Annotated in this window: 21 protein-coding genes; 9 read left to right on the top strand and 12 right to left on the bottom strand. The window is 51.2% G+C overall.

Annotated elements, in window-relative coordinates; translation table 11 throughout:
• Positions 1 to 11 precede the first annotated feature (11 nt).
• From GK091_RS02560 to GK091_RS02550, 3 genes are all read left to right on the top strand, one after another.
• Positions 12 to 356: a PadR family transcriptional regulator gene (locus GK091_RS02560; protein ID WP_164035052.1), complete on the top strand. Its 345-nt coding sequence runs from the start codon at positions 12 to 14 to the stop codon at positions 354 to 356.
• A 1-nt stretch (position 357) separates the two neighbouring features.
• Entirely contained in the window at positions 358 to 1,053 is a 696-nt protein-coding gene (locus GK091_RS02555) for a hypothetical protein (RefSeq protein ID WP_164035051.1), read from the top strand.
• Positions 1,054 to 1,124: 71 nt separating this feature from the next.
• Entirely contained in the window at positions 1,125 to 1,823 is a 699-nt protein-coding gene (locus GK091_RS02550) for a hypothetical protein (protein WP_164035050.1), read from the top strand.
• A gap of 54 nt (positions 1,824 to 1,877) precedes the next feature.
• Here GK091_RS02550 and GK091_RS02545 read toward each other — a convergent pair whose 3' ends face one another.
• Entirely contained in the window at positions 1,878 to 2,969 is a 1,092-nt protein-coding gene (locus tag GK091_RS02545; RefSeq protein ID WP_164035049.1) for a glycosyltransferase family 4 protein, read from the bottom strand.
• A gap of 105 nt (positions 2,970 to 3,074) precedes the next feature.
• Between GK091_RS02545 and hemE the strand changes: the two genes are divergently transcribed.
• Complete coding sequence (gene hemE, locus GK091_RS02540; RefSeq protein ID WP_164035048.1) at positions 3,075 to 4,103, top strand: uroporphyrinogen decarboxylase; 1,029 nt, start codon at positions 3,075 to 3,077, stop codon at positions 4,101 to 4,103.
• Positions 4,104 to 4,182: 79 nt separating this feature from the next.
• On the opposite strand, the gene GK091_RS02535 is transcribed toward hemE, so the two are convergent.
• Positions 4,183 to 5,178: a bifunctional heptose 7-phosphate kinase/heptose 1-phosphate adenyltransferase gene (locus GK091_RS02535; RefSeq protein WP_164035047.1), complete on the bottom strand. Its 996-nt coding sequence runs from the start codon at positions 5,176 to 5,178 to the stop codon at positions 4,183 to 4,185.
• Between the two features lie 212 nt (positions 5,179 to 5,390).
• Here GK091_RS02535 and GK091_RS02530 point away from each other — a divergent pair, with 212 nt between their 5' ends.
• From GK091_RS02530 to GK091_RS02515, 4 genes are all read left to right on the top strand, one after another.
• A complete protein-coding gene (locus GK091_RS02530) occupies positions 5,391 to 6,875 on the top strand; it encodes a xylulokinase (protein ID WP_164035046.1) in 1,485 nt (494 codons plus the stop codon).
• 149 nt (positions 6,876 to 7,024) lie between these two features.
• Positions 7,025 to 7,768: a hypothetical protein gene (locus GK091_RS02525; RefSeq protein ID WP_164035045.1), complete on the top strand. Its 744-nt coding sequence runs from the start codon at positions 7,025 to 7,027 to the stop codon at positions 7,766 to 7,768.
• A 92-nt stretch (positions 7,769 to 7,860) separates the two neighbouring features.
• Positions 7,861 to 9,201 (top strand): xylose isomerase, encoded by a 1,341-nt coding sequence (gene xylA / locus GK091_RS02520; protein ID WP_164035044.1) that lies wholly within the window; start codon positions 7,861 to 7,863, stop codon positions 9,199 to 9,201.
• Positions 9,202 to 9,303: 102 nt separating this feature from the next.
• Positions 9,304 to 9,756 (top strand): nuclear transport factor 2 family protein, encoded by a 453-nt coding sequence (locus GK091_RS02515; RefSeq protein ID WP_164035043.1) that lies wholly within the window; start codon positions 9,304 to 9,306, stop codon positions 9,754 to 9,756.
• Between the two features lie 19 nt (positions 9,757 to 9,775).
• On the opposite strand, the gene GK091_RS02510 is transcribed toward GK091_RS02515, so the two are convergent.
• A complete protein-coding gene (locus GK091_RS02510; RefSeq protein ID WP_164035042.1) occupies positions 9,776 to 10,591 on the bottom strand; it encodes an enoyl-CoA hydratase/isomerase family protein in 816 nt (271 codons plus the stop codon).
• 107 nt (positions 10,592 to 10,698) lie between these two features.
• On the opposite strand from GK091_RS02510, the gene GK091_RS02505 reads away from it, so the two are divergent.
• Entirely contained in the window at positions 10,699 to 11,817 is a 1,119-nt protein-coding gene (locus GK091_RS02505; protein WP_164035041.1) for a T9SS type A sorting domain-containing protein, read from the top strand.
• On the opposite strand, the gene GK091_RS02500 is transcribed toward GK091_RS02505, so the two are convergent.
• From GK091_RS02500 to GK091_RS02460, 9 genes are all read right to left on the bottom strand, one after another.
• On the bottom strand, positions 11,818 to 12,795 hold the full coding sequence (locus GK091_RS02500; protein WP_164035040.1) for a radical SAM protein: 978 nt from the start codon (positions 12,793 to 12,795) through the stop codon (positions 11,818 to 11,820).
• A 40-nt stretch (positions 12,796 to 12,835) separates the two neighbouring features.
• Positions 12,836 to 13,678: an acetyl-CoA carboxylase, carboxyltransferase subunit beta gene (accD, locus tag GK091_RS02495; RefSeq protein WP_164035039.1), complete on the bottom strand. Its 843-nt coding sequence runs from the start codon at positions 13,676 to 13,678 to the stop codon at positions 12,836 to 12,838.
• Between the two features lie 105 nt (positions 13,679 to 13,783).
• Positions 13,784 to 14,482 (bottom strand): DNA alkylation repair protein, encoded by a 699-nt coding sequence (locus tag GK091_RS02490; RefSeq protein ID WP_164035038.1) that lies wholly within the window; start codon positions 14,480 to 14,482, stop codon positions 13,784 to 13,786.
• Positions 14,483 to 14,618: 136 nt separating this feature from the next.
• Positions 14,619 to 16,073: a cell division protein FtsZ gene (gene ftsZ, locus GK091_RS02485; protein WP_164040513.1), complete on the bottom strand. Its 1,455-nt coding sequence runs from the start codon at positions 16,071 to 16,073 to the stop codon at positions 14,619 to 14,621.
• An 85-nt stretch (positions 16,074 to 16,158) separates the two neighbouring features.
• A complete protein-coding gene (ftsA, locus tag GK091_RS02480) occupies positions 16,159 to 17,553 on the bottom strand; it encodes a cell division protein FtsA (RefSeq protein ID WP_170312621.1) in 1,395 nt (464 codons plus the stop codon).
• Positions 17,550 to 18,323, bottom strand: coding sequence for a cell division protein FtsQ/DivIB (locus tag GK091_RS02475; protein ID WP_164035037.1), 774 nt, complete (start codon positions 18,321 to 18,323; stop codon positions 17,550 to 17,552). Before GK091_RS02475 ends, ftsA begins: the two co-directional genes overlap by 4 nt.
• A 37-nt stretch (positions 18,324 to 18,360) precedes the next feature.
• Positions 18,361 to 19,746, bottom strand: coding sequence for a UDP-N-acetylmuramate--L-alanine ligase (murC, locus tag GK091_RS02470; RefSeq protein ID WP_164035036.1), 1,386 nt, complete (start codon positions 19,744 to 19,746; stop codon positions 18,361 to 18,363).
• 73 nt (positions 19,747 to 19,819) lie between these two features.
• A complete protein-coding gene (murG, locus tag GK091_RS02465; RefSeq protein ID WP_164035035.1) occupies positions 19,820 to 20,911 on the bottom strand; it encodes an undecaprenyldiphospho-muramoylpentapeptide beta-N-acetylglucosaminyltransferase in 1,092 nt (363 codons plus the stop codon).
• Positions 20,912 to 21,000: 89 nt separating this feature from the next.
• Positions 21,001 to 22,122 carry an FtsW/RodA/SpoVE family cell cycle protein gene (locus GK091_RS02460; protein ID WP_164035034.1) on the bottom strand — a complete coding sequence of 374 codons (1,122 nt, stop codon included), beginning with the start codon at positions 22,120 to 22,122 and terminating at the stop codon, positions 21,001 to 21,003.
• Between the last annotated feature and the right edge of the window lie 3 nt (positions 22,123 to 22,125).

The raw sequence follows: 22,125 nt of genomic DNA, 5'->3' as shown, positions 1-22,125 counted from the left end.
ACGTTTGGTCCATGAATACGCCCAATACTTCCTCGTTACTGAAAGGTAGCCTGTCCGTCATGATTCTGCGCCTGCTCGAAGATCGCGAGAAGATGTACGGCTACGAGATTACGCAAAAAGTGAAAGACCTGACCGCGGGCGAAATGACCATCACGGAAGGCGCGCTCTACCCGGCTCTACACAAGCTCGAAGCCGATGGGTTGCTCACGACCGAAACGCAGGTTGTGGATGGCCGCGCCCGTAAATATTACTCACTCACAAAAATAGGTCATACCGAAGCGGCTGGACGCATCGCCGAATTAACGTCCTTTCTGGAAAATCTAAATCTGGTACTCAACCTCAAACCGAGTATTTGACATGCTTACCCCCGATCAACTCACTGCCATTGACCGACACCTGCGCGAGATAAATCTGCTGACCAACGAGGAACTGATTCTTGAGCTAACCGACCATTATACGATCGCTCTTGACGAACGACTAGCACACGGCCTGTCATTCGAAACGGCGATAACCGATGTCCAGAGCGCTTTTGGCGGTAGCAAAGGCTTACAGAAGATGGAGCGACAATACAATCGCGTTACGTTTCGGCACTATGACGAGCGGGGGCTCCAGGCTCTGCTCGCTCAATTTCAGAAACCCTTGGTCGGGCAGACGCTGATTGCTGTTCTGGCAATTTTTCTTTTCTCCTGGCTTACCCACAAAACGCGTTTAACGGATGAGCCCGATTGGCGTCATTTTCTGAACGGTACACTCGAGGGAGCCTTGGCGGGTAGTTCGTTCGTCTGGCTGTTTATGCTTTGGCCTTACCTGAAGACGATACCGTTTCGCGGCTTCCACAACGTACCTACTGAAGTTTTGTACCTTTTAAAGCGGCACATTCTGTTTTTAGTACCCTTCTACGCTGTCGGAAGCCTCGGCGCTGTTTTTCTCTCTATTTTCCCGAATTCACTGGAAATCAGTCTGGTTGCTCTGTATCTGTTCATCTATTATTTATTTATAAGAACGAGCCGGGCAGTCTATGAGACACTATACGAAGTTGATACGGCTCGATAGTCAATGGCCAGCTACCATTCATTATACCAACTCTTCACACTGGCATTCCACACTAAAACGACCCATTCACCATGCTCACGCCCGATCAACTCACCGCCATTGACCGACATCTGCGTAAGGAAAACTGGCTGCTCAACGAAGAGCTGATTGATGAACTGACTGACCACTATGCAGCCGGCATTACGGATCGGCTAGCGGCTGGCGTGCCATTCGATGTGGCCTTACGGGAAATCCATACGGGCTTCGGGGGCCGAAAAGGATTGTTAAAAATGGAGGAAGATTCCCATATACAGAACGCGCGTCGGATCAATACGATGGAATGGAAACTAATTCATTCCTTTATGCAAGGCTCTCGCTGGCCGTTGTCAGTTAGCCTGTTCATTGGTGTGTATATGCTGAACACATTTATGGGCCTGGAAGAAACTATTAAATCAGGATTGGGCATCGGATTGCTGTATGCCTCCTTCTCGGTCCTTTTTGCGTTGATTAGAGGTGTTGTATTTTTCTACCAGAATCGTCGCGAAGTGAGTCATGCTGTTATGCTTCCCGGCTCACCGGTATACATCATCGCTTACGGCCTGAGCATGGCACTACTGTTGCTGAATAAATACCTGTTTCTTAACTATGACACCATGCTTTCGGGTCAGATGGTTACCCTCCTGGAAAGCATCCTGGAAACATTGTGCCTTCTTTATTACGTAGCGATTGTACTGACAATCAAAAATGTGTTTGGAAAGAACCGTAGCCATCGTCTTAGAAAAGCCGCTTAACGCTAACCTTCTGGCCTCACTCGGGCAAAACCGCGTTTCAAACGATTGCTTAGCTCAGGATTTTGGATTCATCAGCCCTTTGTACAACGCCCAGTAGTCGCGGGCTACGTTTGGCCAGCTAAAGCCAGCCGCCCGTTTGCGTAACCGTTCCTGGCGAAGTGCGTTCTGACCAAAATCGTGCAACCCATCGTGGAGAACTTTTGCCATATTCTCCGGCTCGAAGTCGTCAAAATAATAGGCTTCCTTCCCCCCTACTTCGGGCAGACTCGTGAGGTTGGAACTGAAAACAGGTTTACCGAATGTCATGGCTTCGGCAACGGGCAACCCAAATCCTTCTGACAGGGATGGGAATAAAAATGCTTCGCAATGAGCATAAAGCCACAACTTGGCAGCCTCATCGACCGCGCCGAGCATCAGAAATCGGTCAGCTACACCAAGTTTCTGCGCCTGTTCGCGAAGATGCTGTGCATACGGATGACCGTCCGGACCAGCCAGCACCAGTCGATAATCCGGGAACGCTTCCAGCAGCGGCAACAGTGTATGAACATTTTTCTTGGGGTGAATGACGCCCAGAAAGAGCAGAAAAGGCGATTCGGCAAGTGAGCTTAATGCGTCGGGCACTACAGTTGGTGCACCGGCAGGATCGACGGCTACACCATTTGGAATAACCTGTACTGGTTTCGACACCGGAATGCGTAAGTGCTCCCGCACCACACCAGCCGTATAGTTCGAAATAGTCGTTAAGGCGGTAGCCCGGTCGACCTTACGTTGTAATTCCGCCAGTTTACCCGCTTTTTTTTCGGATGAATAGTCGGGTCGTTCCAGAAAATTCAGATCATGGATTGTCAACACTAGTTTCGTCGGCGACTGCCGGGGCAAATACGCCGAATCCTGATGCAGGCAATGCCAGACGTCATACTTGCCCGATCCGGAAGGTCCTGGAATCCAGAGTTTGCGTTGCCACGACGCTTCGAAGTAGTTGACCGAATTACCAAAAATACCCGTTTGACCTCTTGGCACCAGAAACGTTACATCCCATGCGTCGGGTCGCTGACGCACAAGTTCATGGCCGAGGTGCAGACATACCTGTCCAAGACCGCTGTTGAGATCACGCAACCGTTCGGCGTCGATGAAGAGTGAAGGCATTGGCTTTTCCGTTTCCGGTAAAAATAAAACAACTAAGAACGATCAAAAGTAATCAGACAAATCAGGATAATCAGACGAATCGCGGTTGAGGACTATCTTTGCACCATGACTTTACAGAATGACTTATTACTCCGCACTGCCCGGGGTGAATTGACGGAACGGGTTCCCGTTTGGATGATGCGACAGGCAGGTCGCGTATTGCCGCAGTACCGTGTCGTTCGGGAAAAGGCCGGGAGTTTCATTACGCTGGCGAAAACGCCCGAACTAGCCGCTGAGGTAACGATTCAGCCGGTCGATGCGTTCGATGTCGATGCAGCCATCATCTTCTCCGATATTCTGGTTGTGCCCGAAGCGATGGGCCTCCCGTACGAGATGATCGAAAGTCGGGGCCCGGTCTTCCCGGACACGGTTCGCACGCTGGCCGATCTGAGCCGATTGCGCGTAGCCGATGCCGAAAGTGATCTTGGCTACGTACTGGATGCGATCAAACTGACAAAAAAAGAACTGAACGGACGTGTACCGCTGATTGGCTTTGCCGGGGCACCCTTCACCATTTTTTGCTACATGACCGAAGGAAAGGGGTCGAAAACATTTTCGGTAGCCAAAAAACTGCTTTATACCGACCCCGATTTTGCTCATGCGCTGCTTCAGCAGATTACCGACAGCACGATCAGCTATTTGCAGGCACAGATCCGGGCCGGAGCTGATTTGGTCCAGATCTTCGATTCATGGGCGGGCATTCTTTCGCCGGAACAATACCGCACGTTCTCGCTACCGTACATCAAACAAATTTGTGATCTAATCACCGATGTACCCGTCACGGTTTTTGCCAAAGGCGCTTTTTTCGCGCGGCACGAAATCGGTCAACTGAGCTGCGATGTAGTGGGACTGGACTGGAACATGAACCCAGCTGAGTCGCGGGAGTTGATCCCGAACCGGGTTTTGCAAGGCAATCTTGATCCCTGTGTTCTTTACGCCGATTTTGCTCAGATCCGGGCCGAAGTCAAACAAATGTTCGACTCTTTTGGTCATCAGCATTACATCGCCAATCTCGGCCACGGCATTTATCCCGATACGGACCCCGATAAAGCACGGTGCTTTGTCGATGCGGTAAAAGAAATGTCACAACTGTAACGCGGACATCCTGTCCGCTGAGCATAGGCTGAGTTGTCAATCAATTGTTATCCTATGCCCAGCGGACAGGATGTCCGCGTTACAAATTTTCTTTGGCTTCTTCTTTCAACTGGGCTTTGTCGATTGGCACAACACCAACCGATTCGCAAACGAGTCCGCCACCGAGGTTCGATAAGCCCGCAATGATACTGGGCGACTGCTTCAACGCGACACAACAGGCCGCAATGCTGATCACGGTATCACCCGCACCCGACACGTCGGCGATCTGACGAACGTGGGCCGGCAATTTCCGCTTCTCGTCGTTGAAATCAATGTAGACCCCCCGTTCAGAAAGGGTGATCAGTGCCCCTTTTATGTTAAGCCGGGTGATCAGTTCATCGACAGCTGCCCGGAATTCAGTAGCATTATCGACATCAAATTCAAGTTTTAGCCCTTCCCGAAGTTCTTTCAGGTTCGGCTTGAACAGCGTCGTGTTCTGATACGACAGGAAGTTCCGTTTCTTCGGATCAACGACCGTTGGAATACCCTGCTCGTTGGCGAAGTCGGTAATTTCCGCGATGGCTTCTTTACTTAATACACCTTTGTCGTAATCCTCGAAAATGACGACATGACACGTTGGAATCAGTTCTTTGGCCTTGGCTACTAATTGCGTCCGCTCATCGGCGGTGATGTATTTATCCGTTTCGGTATCAACGCGAACCACTTGTTGCGAACCAGCAATAATACGTTCCTTGATGGTTGTGATCCGATCTTGACTGCGAATCAGACCATCGCAATTCAGAGCACGCTCGGTAAGCTGTCCGATAAGTCGATCACCGGGTTCGTCGGTTCCAATGACTGAACAGATGATCGCTTCGGCTCCTAATGCCTGTACGTTCAGTAATACGTTACCCGCTCCGCCAAGCCGCAACTCACGCCGATTAACAGCCACGATCGGCACGGGAGCTTCGGGTGAGATGCGCTCCACACGCCCCCACACATACGAATCGAGCATTACATCGCCTATAATCAGGACCCGCAGTTTGTCGAATTGGTCGAACAGTTCGTCGATGGTCATATCCAGGACCGGACTCATAGGCGCACATCAGCTTGTTTCAGACTGCAAAGAAACGAAAAGCCGGGGTCATTTTCGAAACGAGCCCGTAGATTGAGGAAGCGGTCGGGTGTTGATGTCTGTTTAGGATTGTGTATTTTGCACCAAAAAAGATGGTTACGGTACGGTGGTTTGTCGTTTGGCGACTACGCTTGCCCATACCCTGTACCTCATAAATCCTAAAACCTATTTCCATGTATCTTATTGGCTTCGACCTGGGCAGTTCGTCCGTTAAAGCGTGTTTAGTTGAGGCAGAAAGCGGCACGGCGGTCGCTTCTGCTTTTTTTCCGGAAACTGAAATGGCCATTGAATCTCCACAAGCGGGATTCGCCGAACAGCAACCCGAAAACTGGTGGAAAAACGCCTGTCTGGCCAGCAAAGCTGTTTTAAAGAAAGCAAACGTTCGGCCGGAAGACGTGAAAGCCATTGGCATTTCGTACCAGATGCATGGACTGGTCGTGGTCGATAAAGCGTTCAATGTACTGCGCCCTTCCATTATCTGGTGCGACAGCCGCGCCGTTCCGTTTGGGAACCGTGCATTCGACGATCTGGGCCACGAACGTACGCTCCAGCATTTACTCAACTCACCGGGCAATTTCACCGCTGCCAAACTCGCCTGGGTTAAAGCGAACGAGCCGGACGTGTATGCACAGGTTTACAAATTCATGCTTCCCGGCGATTACCTGGCGGCTCGCATGACGGGCGATATCGTCACGACCGCATCGGGCTTATCGGAAGGTGTGTTCTGGGATTTCCAGGCCGATCAGCCAGCTCAGTTTCTATTGGATTACTTCGGTTTTGATTCCGGACTGATTCCAACGATCAAACCAACCTTCGCGCCACAGGGCGAATTGAGCACATCGGCAGCCGCCGAGCTTGGCCTCTCCGCCGGGACACCCGTTACGTACCGCGCTGGCGACCAGCCCAATAATGCGTTCTCCCTGAATGTGTTGGAGCCGGGCCAGATTGCGGCTACCGCCGGAACATCAGGTGTCGTATATGGGGTGAGCGATCAGGTCAACTACGATCCCAAGTCGCGGGTCAATACCTTTTTGCACGTTAGTCATACGCCCACAGCGCCCCGTTACGGTGTTTTGTTGTGCGTAAATGGCACGGGTATTCTGAACAGCTGGCTTCGCAATCAGGTCCTCAACCGATCGATTGGCTACGACGAGATGAACGTTCTGGCGCATGAAGCCCCCATCGGTGCCGATGGTTTGCAGTGTCTTCCCTTCGGCAATGGAGCCGAACGCGTTCTTGAAAATGCCGATCTGGGTGCTTCGTTTCATGGTTTGCAATTGACGCGCCACGGCTTACCCCATTTTATCCGCGCAGCCCAGGAAGGCATTGTCTTTGCGCTGTATTATGGTATTCAGGTCATGGAAAGCGTCGGTGTTGGCCTGCAAACGATCCGGGCGGGCGAAGCGAATATGTTCCTAAGCCCACTCTTCCGCGATACGCTCGCGAATCTGACGGGTGCATCGATTGAACTATATAATACCGATGGTGCTCAGGGTGCCGCCCGTGGGGCCGGACTGGGGCTGGGTTATTACAAGAATGCGCAGGAAGCCTTCTCCGGCCTGAAAGTCGTACGGACCATCGAGCCAGACATGCGCGCGCAGGAAGCCTATCGGGACGCTTACGGACAGTGGCTGTCATTACTGCAACAGAAGCATTAATTATATTAGCGGGTGTCGGATGGCCGATACGCCGTATCTTGGAGATACGGCGTATCGGCCATCCGACACCCGCTGACAAACAGGCTCTATTGCGGTTCAGCTGTCGTATTTTTCTGGGGTGAATTGATCATTAGTTCTTAGGGAAGATTATGAAAATAATATACCTCCTGGTTGTTGCATTGATCCTCCTGGCGGGATGTTCACCTAAAGTACAGGTTATTACGTTGCGGGGAAGCAACGTCAAGCCAACAACCGAAGGGCTGGTTCTGGATAACGATACCCTAACGCTTCAATACAGCTTTGCCAGCGAACGGGGGCAGATGAAGGTATCGATAACCAACAAGTTGAATCAGCCTTTGTACATCGACTGGAAACGTTCCTCCCTGATTTTTGGTCAGGAAAAAGTCGATTACTGGTCCGATGTAGCCAACGTCCAATTGTCATCGTACGGCGGTTATCGTAGCCGCTATTCGATCACAACAAGTGGTACTATCGCGAAAGAAGATCAGGTTAGCTTTATTCCACCCAGAACCAGACTCTACAAGCAGCAATTCGTGGTTGTTCCCAGGGGCGCACTGGCTCTATCCGGAACGCCCGACATAATGCCGGAGAAATCCCTCTGGCGTCCAGAACAGAAAAAGCCGGTCATGGTCGACATCTTCTCCTACAGTGCAGAGAAATCGCCATTGACGTTTCGGAATTACCTCACGCTCTCGACAGACAAGGATTTCAAAAATGAATTCTATATCGACACGCAATTCTGGGCATCGAATGTACAGGTGATGCCTTTATACCAGCTTACCGGACCTGTGCGTCAGTATGATGGAAGCTATTCCTCATTGCTCCCCTTCAAACAGCCCGATGGTTTTTATGTGCCGGTGCCGGCGCAGTAGTAAGAAACTGGGCACTCCGGCCTTTCTCTAGTTGCTATAGTCCCAAGCGCTAGTGACCTTTGGGACCTTATCTGTTTCAAAACCCAATAAGCATGTCTGGTACGAACTTAACGCTCGGCGAAAAAACGTTTTTCCCGTTTATTGAAAAACCAATCCAATACGAAGGTCGCGAATCCGACAATCCATTGGCTTTCAAATTTTACGACGCCAACAGGTCCATTCTCGGCACACCGATGAAGGATCTGTTCCGGTTTGCTACCGCCTATTGGCACACCTTCTGCGGCACGGGAGCCGATCCATTTGGTCCTGGGGTTAAGCATTTTCCGTGGGATCAGCATTCGGACCCACTCGCGGCTGCGCACGAAAAGATGGACGCGGCCTTCGAGTTCATCACCAAAATAGGCATGGAGTACTACTGCTTCCACGATGTCGATGTAGCGCCCGAAGGCAATTCGAATGCTGAGTTCGAGAAAAACTTCCGCGCCATCGTCGACTATGCCAAACAGAAGCAGGCGGCTAGTGGTGTCAAGCTGTTATGGGGAACGGCGAACCTCTTCTCGCACGAACGCTACATGAACGGTGCCTCAACCAACCCCGACTTCCACGTACTGGCACATGGCGGCTGGCAGGTCAAGAATGCCATCGACGCTACCATTGAACTGGGTGGTCGTGGCTATACCTTCTGGGGCGGTCGCGAAGGGTACATGTCGCTGCTCAACACCAACATGAAGCGTGAGCAGGAGCACCTAGGCAAATTCCTTCAGATCAGCCGGGATTATGCGCGCAAACAGGGCTTTACGGGATCGTTCTACATCGAGCCGAAGCCGATGGAACCAACCAAGCATCAGTATGACTTCGACGCGGCTACGGTGGTCGGTTTCCTGAACCGTTTTGGGTTACAGGATGATTTCGAGCTCAACATAGAAACCAACCACGCTACGCTGGCCAGCCACACCTTTGCGCACGAATTGCAGGTAGCAGCTGACAACAACATGCTGGGGTCGATCGATGCCAACCGGGGTGACTACCAGAACGGCTGGGATACTGATCAGTTTCCGGTTGATGTGTATGAACTAACCGAAGCGATGTTGGTAATTCTGGAAGCGGGCGGTTTGAAATCGGGTGGCGTGAATTTCGATGCCAAGACCCGGCGGAACTCGACGGATCTGGAAGATATTTTCATCGCGCACATTGGCGGTATGGATACCTTCGCGCGGGCAGCGATTGCAGCCGAGGCCATTCTGGGCAAGTCGAAATACAAGCAGTTACGCGCTGACCGGTATGCTAGCTACGACGGTGGCGAAGGTGCTCGGTTCGAGAAGGGCGAATTAACGTTAGACGACCTACGTTCCTACGCCATGGCCAACGGAGAGCCGAAGCAAGTCAGTGGCAAACAGGAGCTTTACGAAATGATCGTCAATCAGTATATTTAATCGATCATTGATCCGCGAGCGGCCCTGCCCGAGCGAATTGTCACTGATAATTCGCTCGGGCAGGGCCGCTTTTATTTCTCGTACCTATCTTAATGTAACCCCATGAAAGCCGTACTGTTCCTGCTGGCATCCTTTGCCTGCTTTCCAGCCATCGCCCAGTCACCAACCGACGAAGCCGCCGTCCGGGCTTCGATTAATCAACTATTCGAGAGCATGAAAAAAGCAGATTCAACCCTGATCAAATCCATCATGGCGCCCGGAGCCCGCTTACAAACCGTCATGAACAAGCAGGGCGAGGTGTCGGTCCAGGACGAGGCTATCAGTAAGTTTATAGCCTCTGTCGGCAAAGCCAAACCCGGATCGCTGGACGAACGACTATCGGGCATGGACATTAAAATTGATGGTGAACTGGCAACCGCCTGGACACCCTACTCCTTCTATTACAACGGCCAGCAAAGCCACTGTGGCGTCAACGCGTTTACGCTAGTGAAGCTGGCGGGGGCCTGGAAAATCCAAACCATCATCGACACCCGTAGAAAGCAGAATTGCCCCTAGCGATCTTTACTGTTACGTATTACGACGTCCAGTTCGGTTTTCGTTTCTCCAGAAAAGCCGCCATGCCTTCTTTCGCATCGGGTGTTTGCTGAAGCTGCTGAAATTGGTCGTACAGATAAGCCTGCTGTTCGCTCGACGGCAGGCTTTTCAGTTGCTGATAGGCGCGTAGCCCAAAGGTGGTAGCGGTCGGCGAAAACTGTTTTAATTCGTTCGTCAAGCGGCTGACCGCTGAATTTAAGTCATCCGGTGGAGCAATTTCTGTTACCAGACCGATGGCCAGCGCATCGGTGGCAGTCAGTGTTCGGGCGCGCAGGCACAGATCGAGAGCCGTTCGGGCAGGCATGATTTCCAGTAATATAGCCAGTACCTGAAACGGGAACAGGCCCCGCTTCACCTCCGGCAGGCTAAACGTTGCCGACTCAGCCGCAACAACGTAGGTACTCCCTCCTACCAGCAGAAAGCCACCCGCATACACCGGCCCTTGTACTTGGGCAACGCAGGGTTTGCGCAGTTGCGCCATCAGCTCACCCAGCCGAACAGGGCCGGCTGGTTCAGGAACCGTACCCAGCTCACCCTCACCAGACGACAGCGCTTTCAGGTCCATACCGGCGCAGAAGGTGTCCCCTGCGGCTGCCAGCACAACAAGCCAAACCGATGCAGTATAGTGCGCATAGGCCAACGCAAAAGCCAGTTCGTTCAGCATGGCCGGATTCAGCGCATTTTTCTTTTCGGGGCGATTCAGCGTGATCGTCAGGACATGATCGTCCAGCGTTGTCCGTAGGTAACGAAAGCCGCTGGCGGGCAACTCGGTGGTTTGATCGGCCGTGTAAAGCATGGTTAAACTGAGTGAAATACCGTTTAAAAAATCTTCAGTATGTCGCTATACGACAATGTACCTATTTAGAGTTATTCGGTCAACTACGTCTTATCCCTCAACTACTTATGAGAACGTTTCTACTGCTAAGCCTACTGATTCTAGGCGGTCAGGTTTCTTACGGCACTCACCTACTCGGTGGTTATATTCAGGTAAAACCAATAGCAGGCTCCTCATTGACGTACGAAGTAACAGCAACTTTGTATCTCAATGAACGGGAGGGAGCCACTGCTGCTGACAATATGAACGGTATACTGTTGTGTTTCGGCGATGGGCAGACACAAACCGTAACCAGACAAAGCCGGCTGCTGGTGTCGAACCGAGAAATTAGCGTGAATACCTACCGGATGAATCATACCTACGCCGGTCCCGGCACCTATTCCGTAACAACCTCTCTGCAGAACCGGACGCCATCGGTCAACATTCCCAATAGTGCCACGCAACAGGAGTCCCTGACGCTGAGAACCACATTTCTGACCAATACAACCCCAAACCAGACGCCGGCATTGGCCCTCACGACAGCCAGCTTTCAGATCGCTGCGAATCAGCGAACTACCCTTTCCTTACAGGCTAAAGATGCCGAGGGCGATAGTCTGGTGTATGCGCTGACACGCCCGCTGACGATTAATACCAATGACCCGTGCAGTTTCCGATCCATCGGCTCGTACCAGTTTCCGAACGATCTAACCCGGCAGGGCACCTTTAAGCTTGCGAGTCGAACCGGCGAACTGACGTGGGACATGCCAACGCAACTGGGCTATTTTAGTGTGGCAATCACCGTCAGCGAATACCGAAATGGCGTTCTGCTGAGTCAGACAATTGAGGAAATTCCGCTAATTGTTGTCGATAAGCCCGGCACACCCGGCGTTCTTCCACCTTACGAACCAGCCCTTGAAGGAGCACTTGTTACGGCTTTATCCAACTATAAGGACGAAGACGTCTCGTTTACCGTTTTTCCAAATCCGGTTGACGATCGCCTGCAAGTGGTCGTCCAGACCAGCCAGCCGTCTACCGTATCGCTGCGATTAGTCGATGCAAACGGTCGGGAACTTCATCGACTCGCTTTCAATCGGGTAGCCCGGCAGCACGAACAAGTTATTGGTATGGGCAGTTTGGCACAGGGCGTTTATTTGATCCATGCCACGATTGACGGGCGGTCGATGGTGCGCAAAATTATAAAAAAGTGATTAGACCAGTTGCTTCCAGGTACCCTTTATCCAGTTGTACTTGAGCGTGCTGGACAGGGCTTTCCACCAGTACTTGTTCACTTCAACGGCAAACGACGGCTGCATGTAGCAATTGATCACGCACCCTTCGCAGGCGGGCAGTCGGCCTTCCAGCGCCACCAGTTTCTGCACGTCGGCTGAACGGTAGAGGTCATACAGGTGTCCGTCAACGGCAAAATCTTTCAACCCTAAATGGTAGCAGGGTAAGACAAGCTTATTTTCCGGAGAAATGACGATGGTGGTGCTACCTGCCTTGCAAATAGGGTCATCGACGTGATTACCACCATCGAGTCGGAGCTGAATAAACGCTTCGTTTAGGTAAACATTTTTTTGTTTCCCCCACCACGACAACTCCTTCAGCGCGGCATCGGATAAACGGTCGCCCGTTTCAACCGTATTGTACTCGAAAACGGGATTCAGAATCAGAACCAGATCGTTGGGCAAACAAATCTCTTCGTGCATCTGCCTGATCTGTTCGATGTTCCGGTCAAATACGGTGAACAGAATATCGGGTCGCTCACCCAGTTGCCGAGCCAGCGCGATCGACTCCATTACTTTATCGAAGCAGCGAACTCCTCTAGACTGATCGTGTTCGGCGGCAATGGGTGAATCGAGCGAAAAATGAAGCATATCGACCAGCCCCCGCAAGCGTTCAGCCTGTTTGGGATACAGTAACGCGTTGGTCGTGACGGTTGTGATAAAGCCGAGCCGCTTAGCTTCCTGAAGCAGTTCGGGCAACTGACGGTGCAGCAAGGGCTCTCCACCGGTAAAATCAATCACCCGAACGCCTAATTTTTTCAGATCCCGAAGGTTTTCGCGGGCATTATCCAGCGTAACATACGGAGAAGGACGCTCCCATATATCGCAGAAACTACAGGTGGCGTTACAGCGGTACGTCACATAGTAGTTACACAAAACCGGATGGGAGACAAGTCGCATAAATAATCCATTTGTAGAGACTGGTCCGCCGGTCTCTACATTACATCAACATTCTAAACAGATTTGTCAGCTTGTCTTTCAGATCTTTCCGGTCAACAATAAAGTCGAGAAAGCCGTGATCAAGAACGAATTCGGCGCTCTGAAATCCTTTCGGCAAATCTTTACCGATGGTTTCCCGGATGACCCGTGGGCCAGCGAAGCCGATCAATGCTTCCGGCTCGGCAATGTTGAAATCGCCCAGCATGGCGTATGATGCCGTAACTCCACCCGTCGTCGGGTCCGTCAGCAACGATACATAAGGTAGTTTCGCTTCCGACAACAACGCTAATTTGGCGGAGGTCTTTGCCATCTGCATCAGCGAAAAACCGGCTTCCATCATCCGCGCTCCCCCCGACCGTGAAATCATCAGGAAAGGCGTTTTATTTTTTATCGCGTAGTCAATGGCACGGGCGATTTTCTCACCGACAACCGACCCCATCGAGCCGCCGATGAAGTTAAAATCCATAACCGCCATCGTAACGATTCGGCTGTTGACCGGACCATAGGCAGTCCGAACGGCATCCCGTAACCCGGTTTTGGCAATCGTTGACTTTACCCGATCCGGATACGCTTTTGTGTCAACGAAGTTCAACGGATCGGCCGAGATCATCGTTGCATCCAGTTCGGTGAACTCATTGTCGTCGAACAGGATGGAAAAATAAGCTTCCGAACCTATTCGCTCGTGATAATTGCAGTGAACACACGTATACGCGTTGAGTTTGTGCTCGCGCGTATGCATCACTTTCTTACAGTTTGGGCATTGATACCACAGACCGTCGGGGGCTTCCCGCTTCATTTCGGTCGGGGTTTGAATACCCTTATCTTTTCGGACGAACCAAGACATAGTCTAAGTTTACAGTTGATAGCCGCTATGAGGCAGGCCGGTTTTTAGTTGACAGTTGCCAATGTGGGGTGTAAAGATACAAAGTCCATCGACCAATTCTCCCATTTACCGTGTCAGATAATAGGTGCGACGGGCCAGTTCGAACCGTTCGATCGCATAACGCAGCGATGTACGGGGCATTTGCCTCCCGTAATCGTGCAAAAATTCGTCGAGTGCGTCAATATTACGCTTGCCCACTTCCCGCAACATCCAGCCAACCGCCTTGTGAATCAGATCATGTTTATGCGTCAGCAATAGCTCCGCGATAGCCAGTGTATCCGCAAATTGTCCGGCTCGAATAAACGCGACTGTCGACACGATCGCCATTCGTTGGCTCCATAAATGATCCTCCTGCACTAAGTCGTAAAGAATAGAACGATCGCGCTGGAGCAAGGGCTGACCGACCAGGTACGGGCACGATACATCGACTAAATCCCAGTTATTGACGTAACGCCGATTCGCCACATATCGATCCATCAAAATCGCCTGCTGTATCGCACCGGCTTTTCGAGCCTGATATACCCAGATCAGAAGACCAGTCATCCGCATTTCGTGGAACGGCTCGTGCACTAACTGTTCTACATCGTCGATCGAAAGCGTTAGATATTGCTTGGCAATGGCGTGTTGCTGCGGCATGGAAAGCCCCATAAACTGATCTCCTTCGCCGTATTGACCAGGTTTCGTCTTAAAAAACGAGGCTGATGACTGAGCCCGTTCAGGGTTAGCCTGCGCTAGAATGGCGCTCTTCACATCGAGGTGCGTCACGATACTATTGGTTATACGGACCGAAATCCGTGTCAATGCCTGAATCGAACTGAATGACGAAAGCGGTTTATGACACAAATCATCAATGAAAAAGGGCTTCCGTCGAGAAAGCCCTTTTGTCGCAAAATCAGATCAGTTATTCGTTCAACTTGGAGCGAACGAATTCATTTTCAGGCAACAGCGGCATAGCATAGAGAACGGTTTTGTTGCGCTCAAATGCGGGCCGGTCAAGATCAGAAGCGGAATACTGCCCCTTCGCGAAAGCATCGACAGTACGCCTGATCAGATCGGCATCATCATGCCGTTCTTCTTCGTCCATGACCAGTGTGCCCCCATCGTCATCGTGGGTTGGCCGGAAGCTGCCATTCAGGGACTCGGGACGCACGATCGTGGTTCCATTGAGACCCGTAGGTGTCAACTCGCGTTCATTGACCTTCGGCGTAACAGTCGCCGTTTCGGGCGATGTTGGCTCGATCTCTGCCAATGCTGCCTCATCAGTCAATAGCGAATTTTCTTCGTTCAGCGCATCTTCGGGTGTATCTACCGTTTCCTCGACTTCTTCGACCACAGCCGTTTCCTCGACGTTAGGAAGCGATTTGCCTTTCAGCTGATTCATGAGCGTATCTGTCCCATCGAATCCAGCCGCTATGACAGTTACCCGTAAGCTATCCCCAAGATTTTTGTCCGTGATTGCACCGAATTTGAACATTCGGGCTTCGGCCTGAATCTTCTTGGCCACGTGTTCTGAAATAGCCATTTGCTCTTTCAGTTTCATAGCGTGCTCTTTGCTGGACGAGATTGTGAGCAGAATACGCTTGGCACCCCGGATGTCGTGATCGTTGAGCAATGGCGAATTCAGGGCTGCTTCAATGGCGTTGAGCGCCCGATCTTCACCACCTGCTTCCGCCGAACCCATCACCGACTGACCAGCTCCTTCGAGCACTTTCTTTACGTCGGCAAAGTCAGCGTTGATGTCACCCTGGGTTGTAATGATTTCGGCAATGCTTTTTACCGCATTCGCCAGCACGTCGTCCGCATGCGCATAGGCATCCGTCCAGGTGAGTTCGCTGTATAATTCGGCCAGCTTATCATTCAACACGACCAGAACCGTATCGCAGCTTTTCTTCAGCTTTTCAATACCTTCACGGGCCTGTTCTTTCTTATCGGTCCCTTCAAAATAATACGGTGCCGTAACAACGGCCACCGTCAATAATCCCATTTCACGAGCCACTTCGGCCACAACCGGAGCTGCACCTGTACCCGTGCCGCCCCCCATACCGGCGGTGATAAAAACCATCTTGGTCGGTGGAGCCAACAGGTTTCGAATCTCTTCGATGCTGGCACGGGCTGCATCTTCGCCGGCTTTCGCTTCTGTACCGGCTCCCAATCCATCACCCAGTTGTAACTTGGTCGGCACAGGGTTGCTCATTAGAGCCTGTCGGTCTGTGTTGCAAACGGCGAAGTTTACATCCTTCATCTCCAGGTTGAACATGTGCTTGACGGCATTGCCGCCCATGCCACCCACGCCCACAACCTTGATGATCGTTGGATTGTCGTCTGGTATATCGAATCTATAGCCCTGACTCAGCATCTTATTAGGTGGTGTCTTTTTTGTGTAAATTAACAAACTGCCTGTATACGATTAAACCGGCTCCAGGCCGGTTACCCCCAATGGATCAATAAGGATCGGTTTCGCTGCCTCGAATTGGCTGGAGCGCTTCTTTCAGCCAGCTCAAAAATCCTCCTTTTTCCTTCTTGGGAATTTCCTTTTCAGGCGTTTTATCCCGACTGCTTATTACCGGATTACCGTAGGATGGACGAGCAGGCGCTGGTGCCTGTTCTTCGATATAAGCAGCTCTGGCTGGATCGCTGATGAACGAGATCCGGTTGTCGATGGTTTTATAACCCGCCCAGACCAGGCCAACAGCCGTGGCATACGCCGGATCACCCACCAGATCGGCCCGTCCATTTGGTTCCAGGTGCTCCGGATAGCCAACTTTTGCTTCCGTTCCCGTTACCCGGCTGAAGATATGTTCTACACCCGGTACAAGAGCCGTTCCGCCTGTCAGCACAATACCCGCCAGCAGTTTTCCTTCGTAGCCAGCCCGAATCACTTCAGCCTGTACCAGCGCAGCAATTTCGCGCAGCCGATCTTCAATAATTACGGCCACATTTTTGAGCAGTACGTCCTTTGGTTTGCGATTGCTCAAACCCGGTACAGCTACTACTTCATTGATGTTATATTCGCCCGGATCGGCATTGCCAAATCGTTTTTTCAGTTGCTCGGCCTGATCGGGCATTATTTTACAACCCGACTGAATATCGGCAGTCAGACTATTGCCCGCCCACGGAAATACAGCTACGTGCCGTAAAACACCCCGATAATAAATGGCTAACTCAGTCGTGCCACCACCAATATCCACCAGTGCAACACCCGCGTCTTTCTCTTCATCGGTCAGCACCGCCAATCCCGATGCCAGGGGTGACAACATCATCGTTTCCTGCTGAAGATTGTTCCGCATGATGCATTTGCGAACATTCCGGGCCGCGTTAGCCTGAGCCGTGATCAACTGAAAATCAGCACCAAGCTTAACACCGTTACGACCTACGGGTTGATTGACGTTCGTTTCGCCGTCAACCACAAAATCCATTGGCAGTACGTGAATAATTTCTTTGTCAGCTGGAATGGACGTTCGATACATGTCACTTAACAGGTGATCGATATCCTCCGACTGAATCTCATCGCCTGACGACGAACGAGTAATACTTCCACTTGACTTGACTGATAAAACGTGCGCTCCGCTAAAGCTTACATTGACCAGATGAATGTTCAGATTCGATTGATTCGATGCTTCCGCAACAGCCCGTTTGATTGCACTTACCGTATTATTGACATTTACAACCGATCCTTTCGTCACGCCATCGGTCAGCAATGTTTCGCCAACGCCCAGCACTTCGAGTGTTTCCTGATCTTTGTTATTACGCACCACCCGACCCGCTACGGCACACACTTTTGTACTGCCGATGTCGAGCCCTACCACGATTTTATCGCCAATGTTTGTCGTCGTCATTCGCACACGATTTGATTTCTGTATTGGACATTCACCCGGCTATATCGGTCCCAACCTTTTACCGGTAGAACGTCCGTATAAAATAATTTCAGTTTTTTCAACTTGGCCTCCAGATCGGTCGGAGTCCCGAATTCGATCTGATGGTTGCCCACTTGCGGCCACATTGTTATCCTTCCCTGCTCATCAACCGATAGCTCAGTGATCTGAGCCCGCCAAAACGGGTCATTACGCACTCGTTTCAGTAATTCCAGCAACGGTTTGTTCCGTTCGTTGGCGAGCGAACGATTTTTGTCAAAGTAATTCCCCGTTAACACCGGTACGCGGGCCGAATAATTCATCGAGATGGGAAAAAATTTACCGTCTTCGCTTACATACTGTCCCGCTACCATCCTCAACCCCTCATTCGATGCCATTAACCGAGCAACCGGTCTGGGCTGTTCGATCGTGACCAGCAAATCTCCCGTAAGATCACGGGACACCTGACATTTGTTTATCAATCCATGATTCTGAAGCCGCTCCTCCAACTGATGGAAGTCAAGCTCTTTATACTCTTTACCGATCACCGGATCAGCCCCGCCATTGGTCAGATAACCGGTTACATCCCGACGCGTTAGGAAAGAATGTCCATCGATTTGGTCGATATGTACAATAACGGCCTGAACGCGCTTCTGTCTGTGCCGGATTTCAGTAAAAGCGATTAGACAAAAGAGCAAAAAAACTCCCCCAATTGTGACCAACCACTTCTTGATTGATTTAAAGGTAGAAAACATCTGTGTATAAGCTAAGTCGTCATCCAGATATTTTTATCTATTGGTCTTTTAGCACGCTTTTCAAGGCTGGTAACATTTGATCCACATCACCGGCTCCAATAGTAACAAGCAACGATGGTTTCATCCCCCGCACAACGTCGAGTAGTTCGTCTTTGGTACTTCGTTGCTTCGTTTTAGAGCGAATATCCCGAAAAATCAATTCTGAGGTCACGCCCTCGATTGGTAATTCGCGGGCCGGATAAATATCCAGCAGAATTACCGAATCAGCCAGCGACAGGCTTTCCGCAAACCCTTCGGCAAAATCGCGGGTGCGCGTGAACAGGTGCGGCTGAAAGATAGCTGTCAACTCACGGTCTGGGTATAAGGCTTTAACGGATTGCAGAAACGCTTTCACTTCAGCCGGGTGGTGCGCATAATCGTCGATAAGCACAGCCTCATCTGTTTTAAGCACGTACTCGAATCGCCGACGAACGCCCAGATAACTATTCAACGCCGATCGAATGGCCTCTGGAGAGACACCCAATTTCAGCGCTACTGCCCCGGCAGCAACCGCATTTTCGACGTTATGGTAACCCGGAACAACTAAGTGAATAGCATCAATAACACCATCTGGATATACCAAATCGAATACAAATGCCGCGTTTTCAATCGTCAGATTTTGGCTGTAATAATCGCCCTCGTCAAGAGAATACTGCTGGACAGTTGCTTTTGTTTTATCGGTCAGCGCCAATCCTTTTTTCATGAACAGCGTACCGTCTGACTCGATCTGGCTAACAAAAATGGCAAATGACTCAAGCACAGCCTCATGCGCGCCGTAAATATCCAGATGGTCGGCATCCGTCGATGTAACAATGGCCAGATTGGGAAATAAGGTCAGGAAAGAACGATCGAACTCATCGGCTTCTACGACACAAACGACCGATCGCAGATCGTCGGCAGGCTCATTGAGCAGAAAATTCGTCCCGTAGTTATTGGTGATTCCGCCCAGAAAAGCCGCACAGTTCACGCCCGAATGACGAAGAATGTGGGCCACCATCGAGGAGGTTGTCGTTTTGCCGTGCGTCCCGGCAACGCCAACGGTTTTCATCTGGCCAGCCAGCAACCCTAATACCTGGGAGCGTTTCTGTAAGGTAAAGCCGTTTTCCGTTAAATAAATATATTCCTGATGCGTTTTCGGAACAGCAGGTGTGTAGATAACGAGCGTTTCGGACGGGTTCTGGCGAAACGAAACGGGTATCTGCTCAACATCTTCCAGAAAATGAATTGCCATGCCTTCGGTTTGCAGCGCGGTTGTCAGCGCCGTAGGCGTCTTGTCGTAACCGGCCACGTCATACCCATTCACACCAAACCATCGGGCAAGGGCGCTCATGCCAATGCCACCAATACCCAAAAAATAAATGTACTTGAACTGATCTAAGGTCATACGTCGAAAAGGAGTGGACCGCTAAAGCAGGGAACGCGCTTGTATCTTGCGCAACCGTTTTTCCGCTTTGCTCCTAGTTGATAAGTTTTGTTACTTCTTCTGCAATTTCACGGGCCGCATTCGGCTTTGCCAGTGTCTTAATCTCAGTACTTAGTTGCTGACGCTGGGCCGAATTAGCCAGTAAGGCCAGCGCAGCCGTTACGAGCTCTTCGCGCGCGGTGCGGTCATTGACCAGCAAAGCAGCGTGCCGATCGACCAGACTCATGGCATTTTTTGTCTGGTGATCTTCCGCAGCCGTCGGCAAAGGTACTAAAATGGCGGGCCTACCGACCAAACAAAGTTCGGATACGGACAACGCACCTGCTCTCGATACCACGGCATCAGCCACCGCATAAGCTTTATCCATCTCGTAGATGAAGTCGTAAGCCTTGATTAACGGTGAGCCTGTTGCCGCAACAGCCGCCCGCGCCCGTTCGATAAACGCCGTTCCGGTTTGCCAAACTACTTGAACGCCCGCATCCACAAATCGGTGTAGACCAGCCTCCAGACTTTCGTTCAGCGTTCGGGCGCCCTGACTCCCGCCAATGACCAATACTGTAGGACGGTTCGTTTCCAGCCCAAACAGTTTCCGCCCGGCATCGATTTGCTGATCGGCAAACTGAATATCACTGCGTACCGGATTCCCCGTCACTTTTATTTTATCGGCGGGAAAGAACGCGTCCATACCCGGATAGGCTACACAAATACGTTCTGCCCACCGGGCTAATGCCTTGTTTGTCAGCCCGGCATACGAGTTTTGCTCCTGAATCAGCGTTGGAATTCCTTTCAGTGATGCCGCGAACAACAGCGGGCCACTCGCATAGCCACCCACACCAACAGCCGCATCGGGCCGAAACTCACGAACGATCTGCTGAGCACGCAGAAAACTCCGGCCTAATTTGATGGGAAAAGCCAGATTCGCCAGTGTGAATTCACGCTTGATACCAACGACAGGCAAGCCAACGATCTCATAACCAGCTCGGGGCACTTTCTCCATTTCCATTTTTCCTTCGGCCCCTACAAACAGAATTTGCGTAGTAGGGTCCAGGACTTTCAATTCGTTGGCAATGGCAATGGCCGGGTAAATATGTCCACCGGTGCCGCCCCCGCTGATAATAACTTTCATTTGATGTATAGTTGTAGACTATAGTTTTCCGATTGCTGGTCCGTTAGCGAATCATGAACTACGCACGAGTCCGGTAACCCGGCACAACACTAAATTTTACTCTCGTCGACTTCATCACGGCTGACACTCAACACGATGCCGATAGCCAGTCCCGTAAAGATCAGTGAAGTGCCCCCCATACTGAGTAACGGCAAGGGCTGACCGGTAACGGGAGCTAACCCAATCGCTACGCAAATACTGGCAAATGCCTGAAAGACAATGCTGAAGGTCAGGCCCGCCGATAGGAGCCCGCCAAACGGGCGTGTCGTTTTCTGAATGGCTTTGATGCCTCGCCACAAGAACCAGATATAAGCCAGTACGACCGGAATACCGCCCATTAACAAGCCGTACTCTTCAACGATAATGGCATAAATAAAGTCCGAAAAAGGGTTTGGGAGTGTGTTGCGCTGGTGGCTGTTGCCAGGGCCCTGTCCGACCAATCCTCCATTGGCGAGCGCGATATACGATTGTTCGACCTGGTAGACTACCTTGTCGGAATCCATAAAACTCTTGATCCGGTTAGTAGCCGTGCCAAACCGCTGGCCCAGATATAAACCGATACTGCCAAAAACGATACAGGCCCCAACCATGATGGCCAGATAGCGAACGGGAACCCGGCCAATATACATGAGCAGGAAGCAGGTCGCCCCCAATAATAAAGCTGTCGATGTATTCGATAAGACGATGAGCGAACAGATCAACGCAATCCAGAAGATCATGTTGATCAGAACGCTGGGATCACTCATGAATCGCTGCCGCTTGGCCAGCATGGCCGCTAAACTGGATATGAGGGCCAGCTTCGCTAAATCCGACGGTTGAAATGTCTGGTTAATGATCGGAATGGTCACCCAGCGCGACGCATCATTGAGAGTCGATCCTTTAAAAAAAGCCCATAAGAGCAATGGAATGGACAGCCACAACCCGAATTTAGCTAACCGGGCATAGTAGATGTAATTGATCTTGTGTGCGAAGTAGGTACAGACTAAACCAAGCATCAACAGCGATCCGTGCTTGAGCAGGAATATTTCGGTGTTGCCGTCCAGCTCCCGAAACGCCTTCGTCCCCGTTGCACTATACACGACCAACACGCTCATGATCGATAAATACAGGACGATCCACCAGATTTGGCGGTCGCCTTTAAGATGAGTACGAATCCAGTCGCGCAGAACCATGGT

The sequence above is a fragment of the Spirosoma agri genome, assembly GCF_010747415.1.
Classification (GTDB): domain Bacteria; phylum Bacteroidota; class Bacteroidia; order Cytophagales; family Spirosomataceae; genus Spirosoma; species Spirosoma agri.
The sequence above is the reverse complement of the archived record's forward strand: the minus strand, read 5'-3'. Positions and strand labels throughout refer to the sequence as shown.

Excerpts from the sequence above, each read along its gene's own strand:
- GK091_RS02525 (WP_164035045.1), top strand. The coding sequence starts at position 7,025 with ATGAAAATAATATACCTCCTGGTTGTTGCATTGATCCTCCTGGCGGGA.
- GK091_RS02510 (WP_164035042.1), bottom strand. The coding sequence starts at position 10,591 with ATGCTTTACACGGCCGATCAAACCACCGAGTTGCCCGCCAGCGGCTTT.
- GK091_RS02530 (WP_164035046.1), top strand. The coding sequence starts at position 5,391 with ATGTATCTTATTGGCTTCGACCTGGGCAGTTCGTCCGTTAAAGCGTGT.
- ftsZ (WP_164040513.1), bottom strand. The coding sequence starts at position 16,073 with ATGCTGAGTCAGGGCTATAGATTCGATATACCAGACGACAATCCAACG.
- ftsA (WP_170312621.1), bottom strand. The coding sequence starts at position 17,553 with ATGACGACGACAAACATTGGCGATAAAATCGTGGTAGGGCTCGACATC.
- GK091_RS02555 (WP_164035051.1), top strand. The coding sequence starts at position 358 with ATGCTTACCCCCGATCAACTCACTGCCATTGACCGACACCTGCGCGAG.
- GK091_RS02535 (WP_164035047.1), bottom strand. The coding sequence starts at position 5,178 with ATGAGTCCGGTCCTGGATATGACCATCGACGAACTGTTCGACCAATTC.
- xylA (WP_164035044.1), top strand. The coding sequence starts at position 7,861 with ATGTCTGGTACGAACTTAACGCTCGGCGAAAAAACGTTTTTCCCGTTT.
- murG (WP_164035035.1), bottom strand. The coding sequence starts at position 20,911 with ATGAAAGTTATTATCAGCGGGGGCGGCACCGGTGGACATATTTACCCG.
- murC (WP_164035036.1), bottom strand. The coding sequence starts at position 19,746 with ATGACCTTAGATCAGTTCAAGTACATTTATTTTTTGGGTATTGGTGGC.
- GK091_RS02560 (WP_164035052.1), top strand. The coding sequence starts at position 12 with ATGAATACGCCCAATACTTCCTCGTTACTGAAAGGTAGCCTGTCCGTC.
- GK091_RS02505 (WP_164035041.1), top strand. The coding sequence starts at position 10,699 with ATGAGAACGTTTCTACTGCTAAGCCTACTGATTCTAGGCGGTCAGGTT.
- hemE (WP_164035048.1), top strand. The coding sequence starts at position 3,075 with ATGACTTTACAGAATGACTTATTACTCCGCACTGCCCGGGGTGAATTG.
- accD (WP_164035039.1), bottom strand. The coding sequence starts at position 13,678 with ATGTCTTGGTTCGTCCGAAAAGATAAGGGTATTCAAACCCCGACCGAA.
- GK091_RS02500 (WP_164035040.1), bottom strand. The coding sequence starts at position 12,795 with ATGCGACTTGTCTCCCATCCGGTTTTGTGTAACTACTATGTGACGTAC.
- GK091_RS02515 (WP_164035043.1), top strand. The coding sequence starts at position 9,304 with ATGAAAGCCGTACTGTTCCTGCTGGCATCCTTTGCCTGCTTTCCAGCC.
- GK091_RS02460 (WP_164035034.1), bottom strand. The coding sequence starts at position 22,122 with ATGGTTCTGCGCGACTGGATTCGTACTCATCTTAAAGGCGACCGCCAA.
- GK091_RS02475 (WP_164035037.1), bottom strand. The coding sequence starts at position 18,323 with ATGTTTTCTACCTTTAAATCAATCAAGAAGTGGTTGGTCACAATTGGG.
- GK091_RS02550 (WP_164035050.1), top strand. The coding sequence starts at position 1,125 with ATGCTCACGCCCGATCAACTCACCGCCATTGACCGACATCTGCGTAAG.
- GK091_RS02545 (WP_164035049.1), bottom strand. The coding sequence starts at position 2,969 with ATGCCTTCACTCTTCATCGACGCCGAACGGTTGCGTGATCTCAACAGC.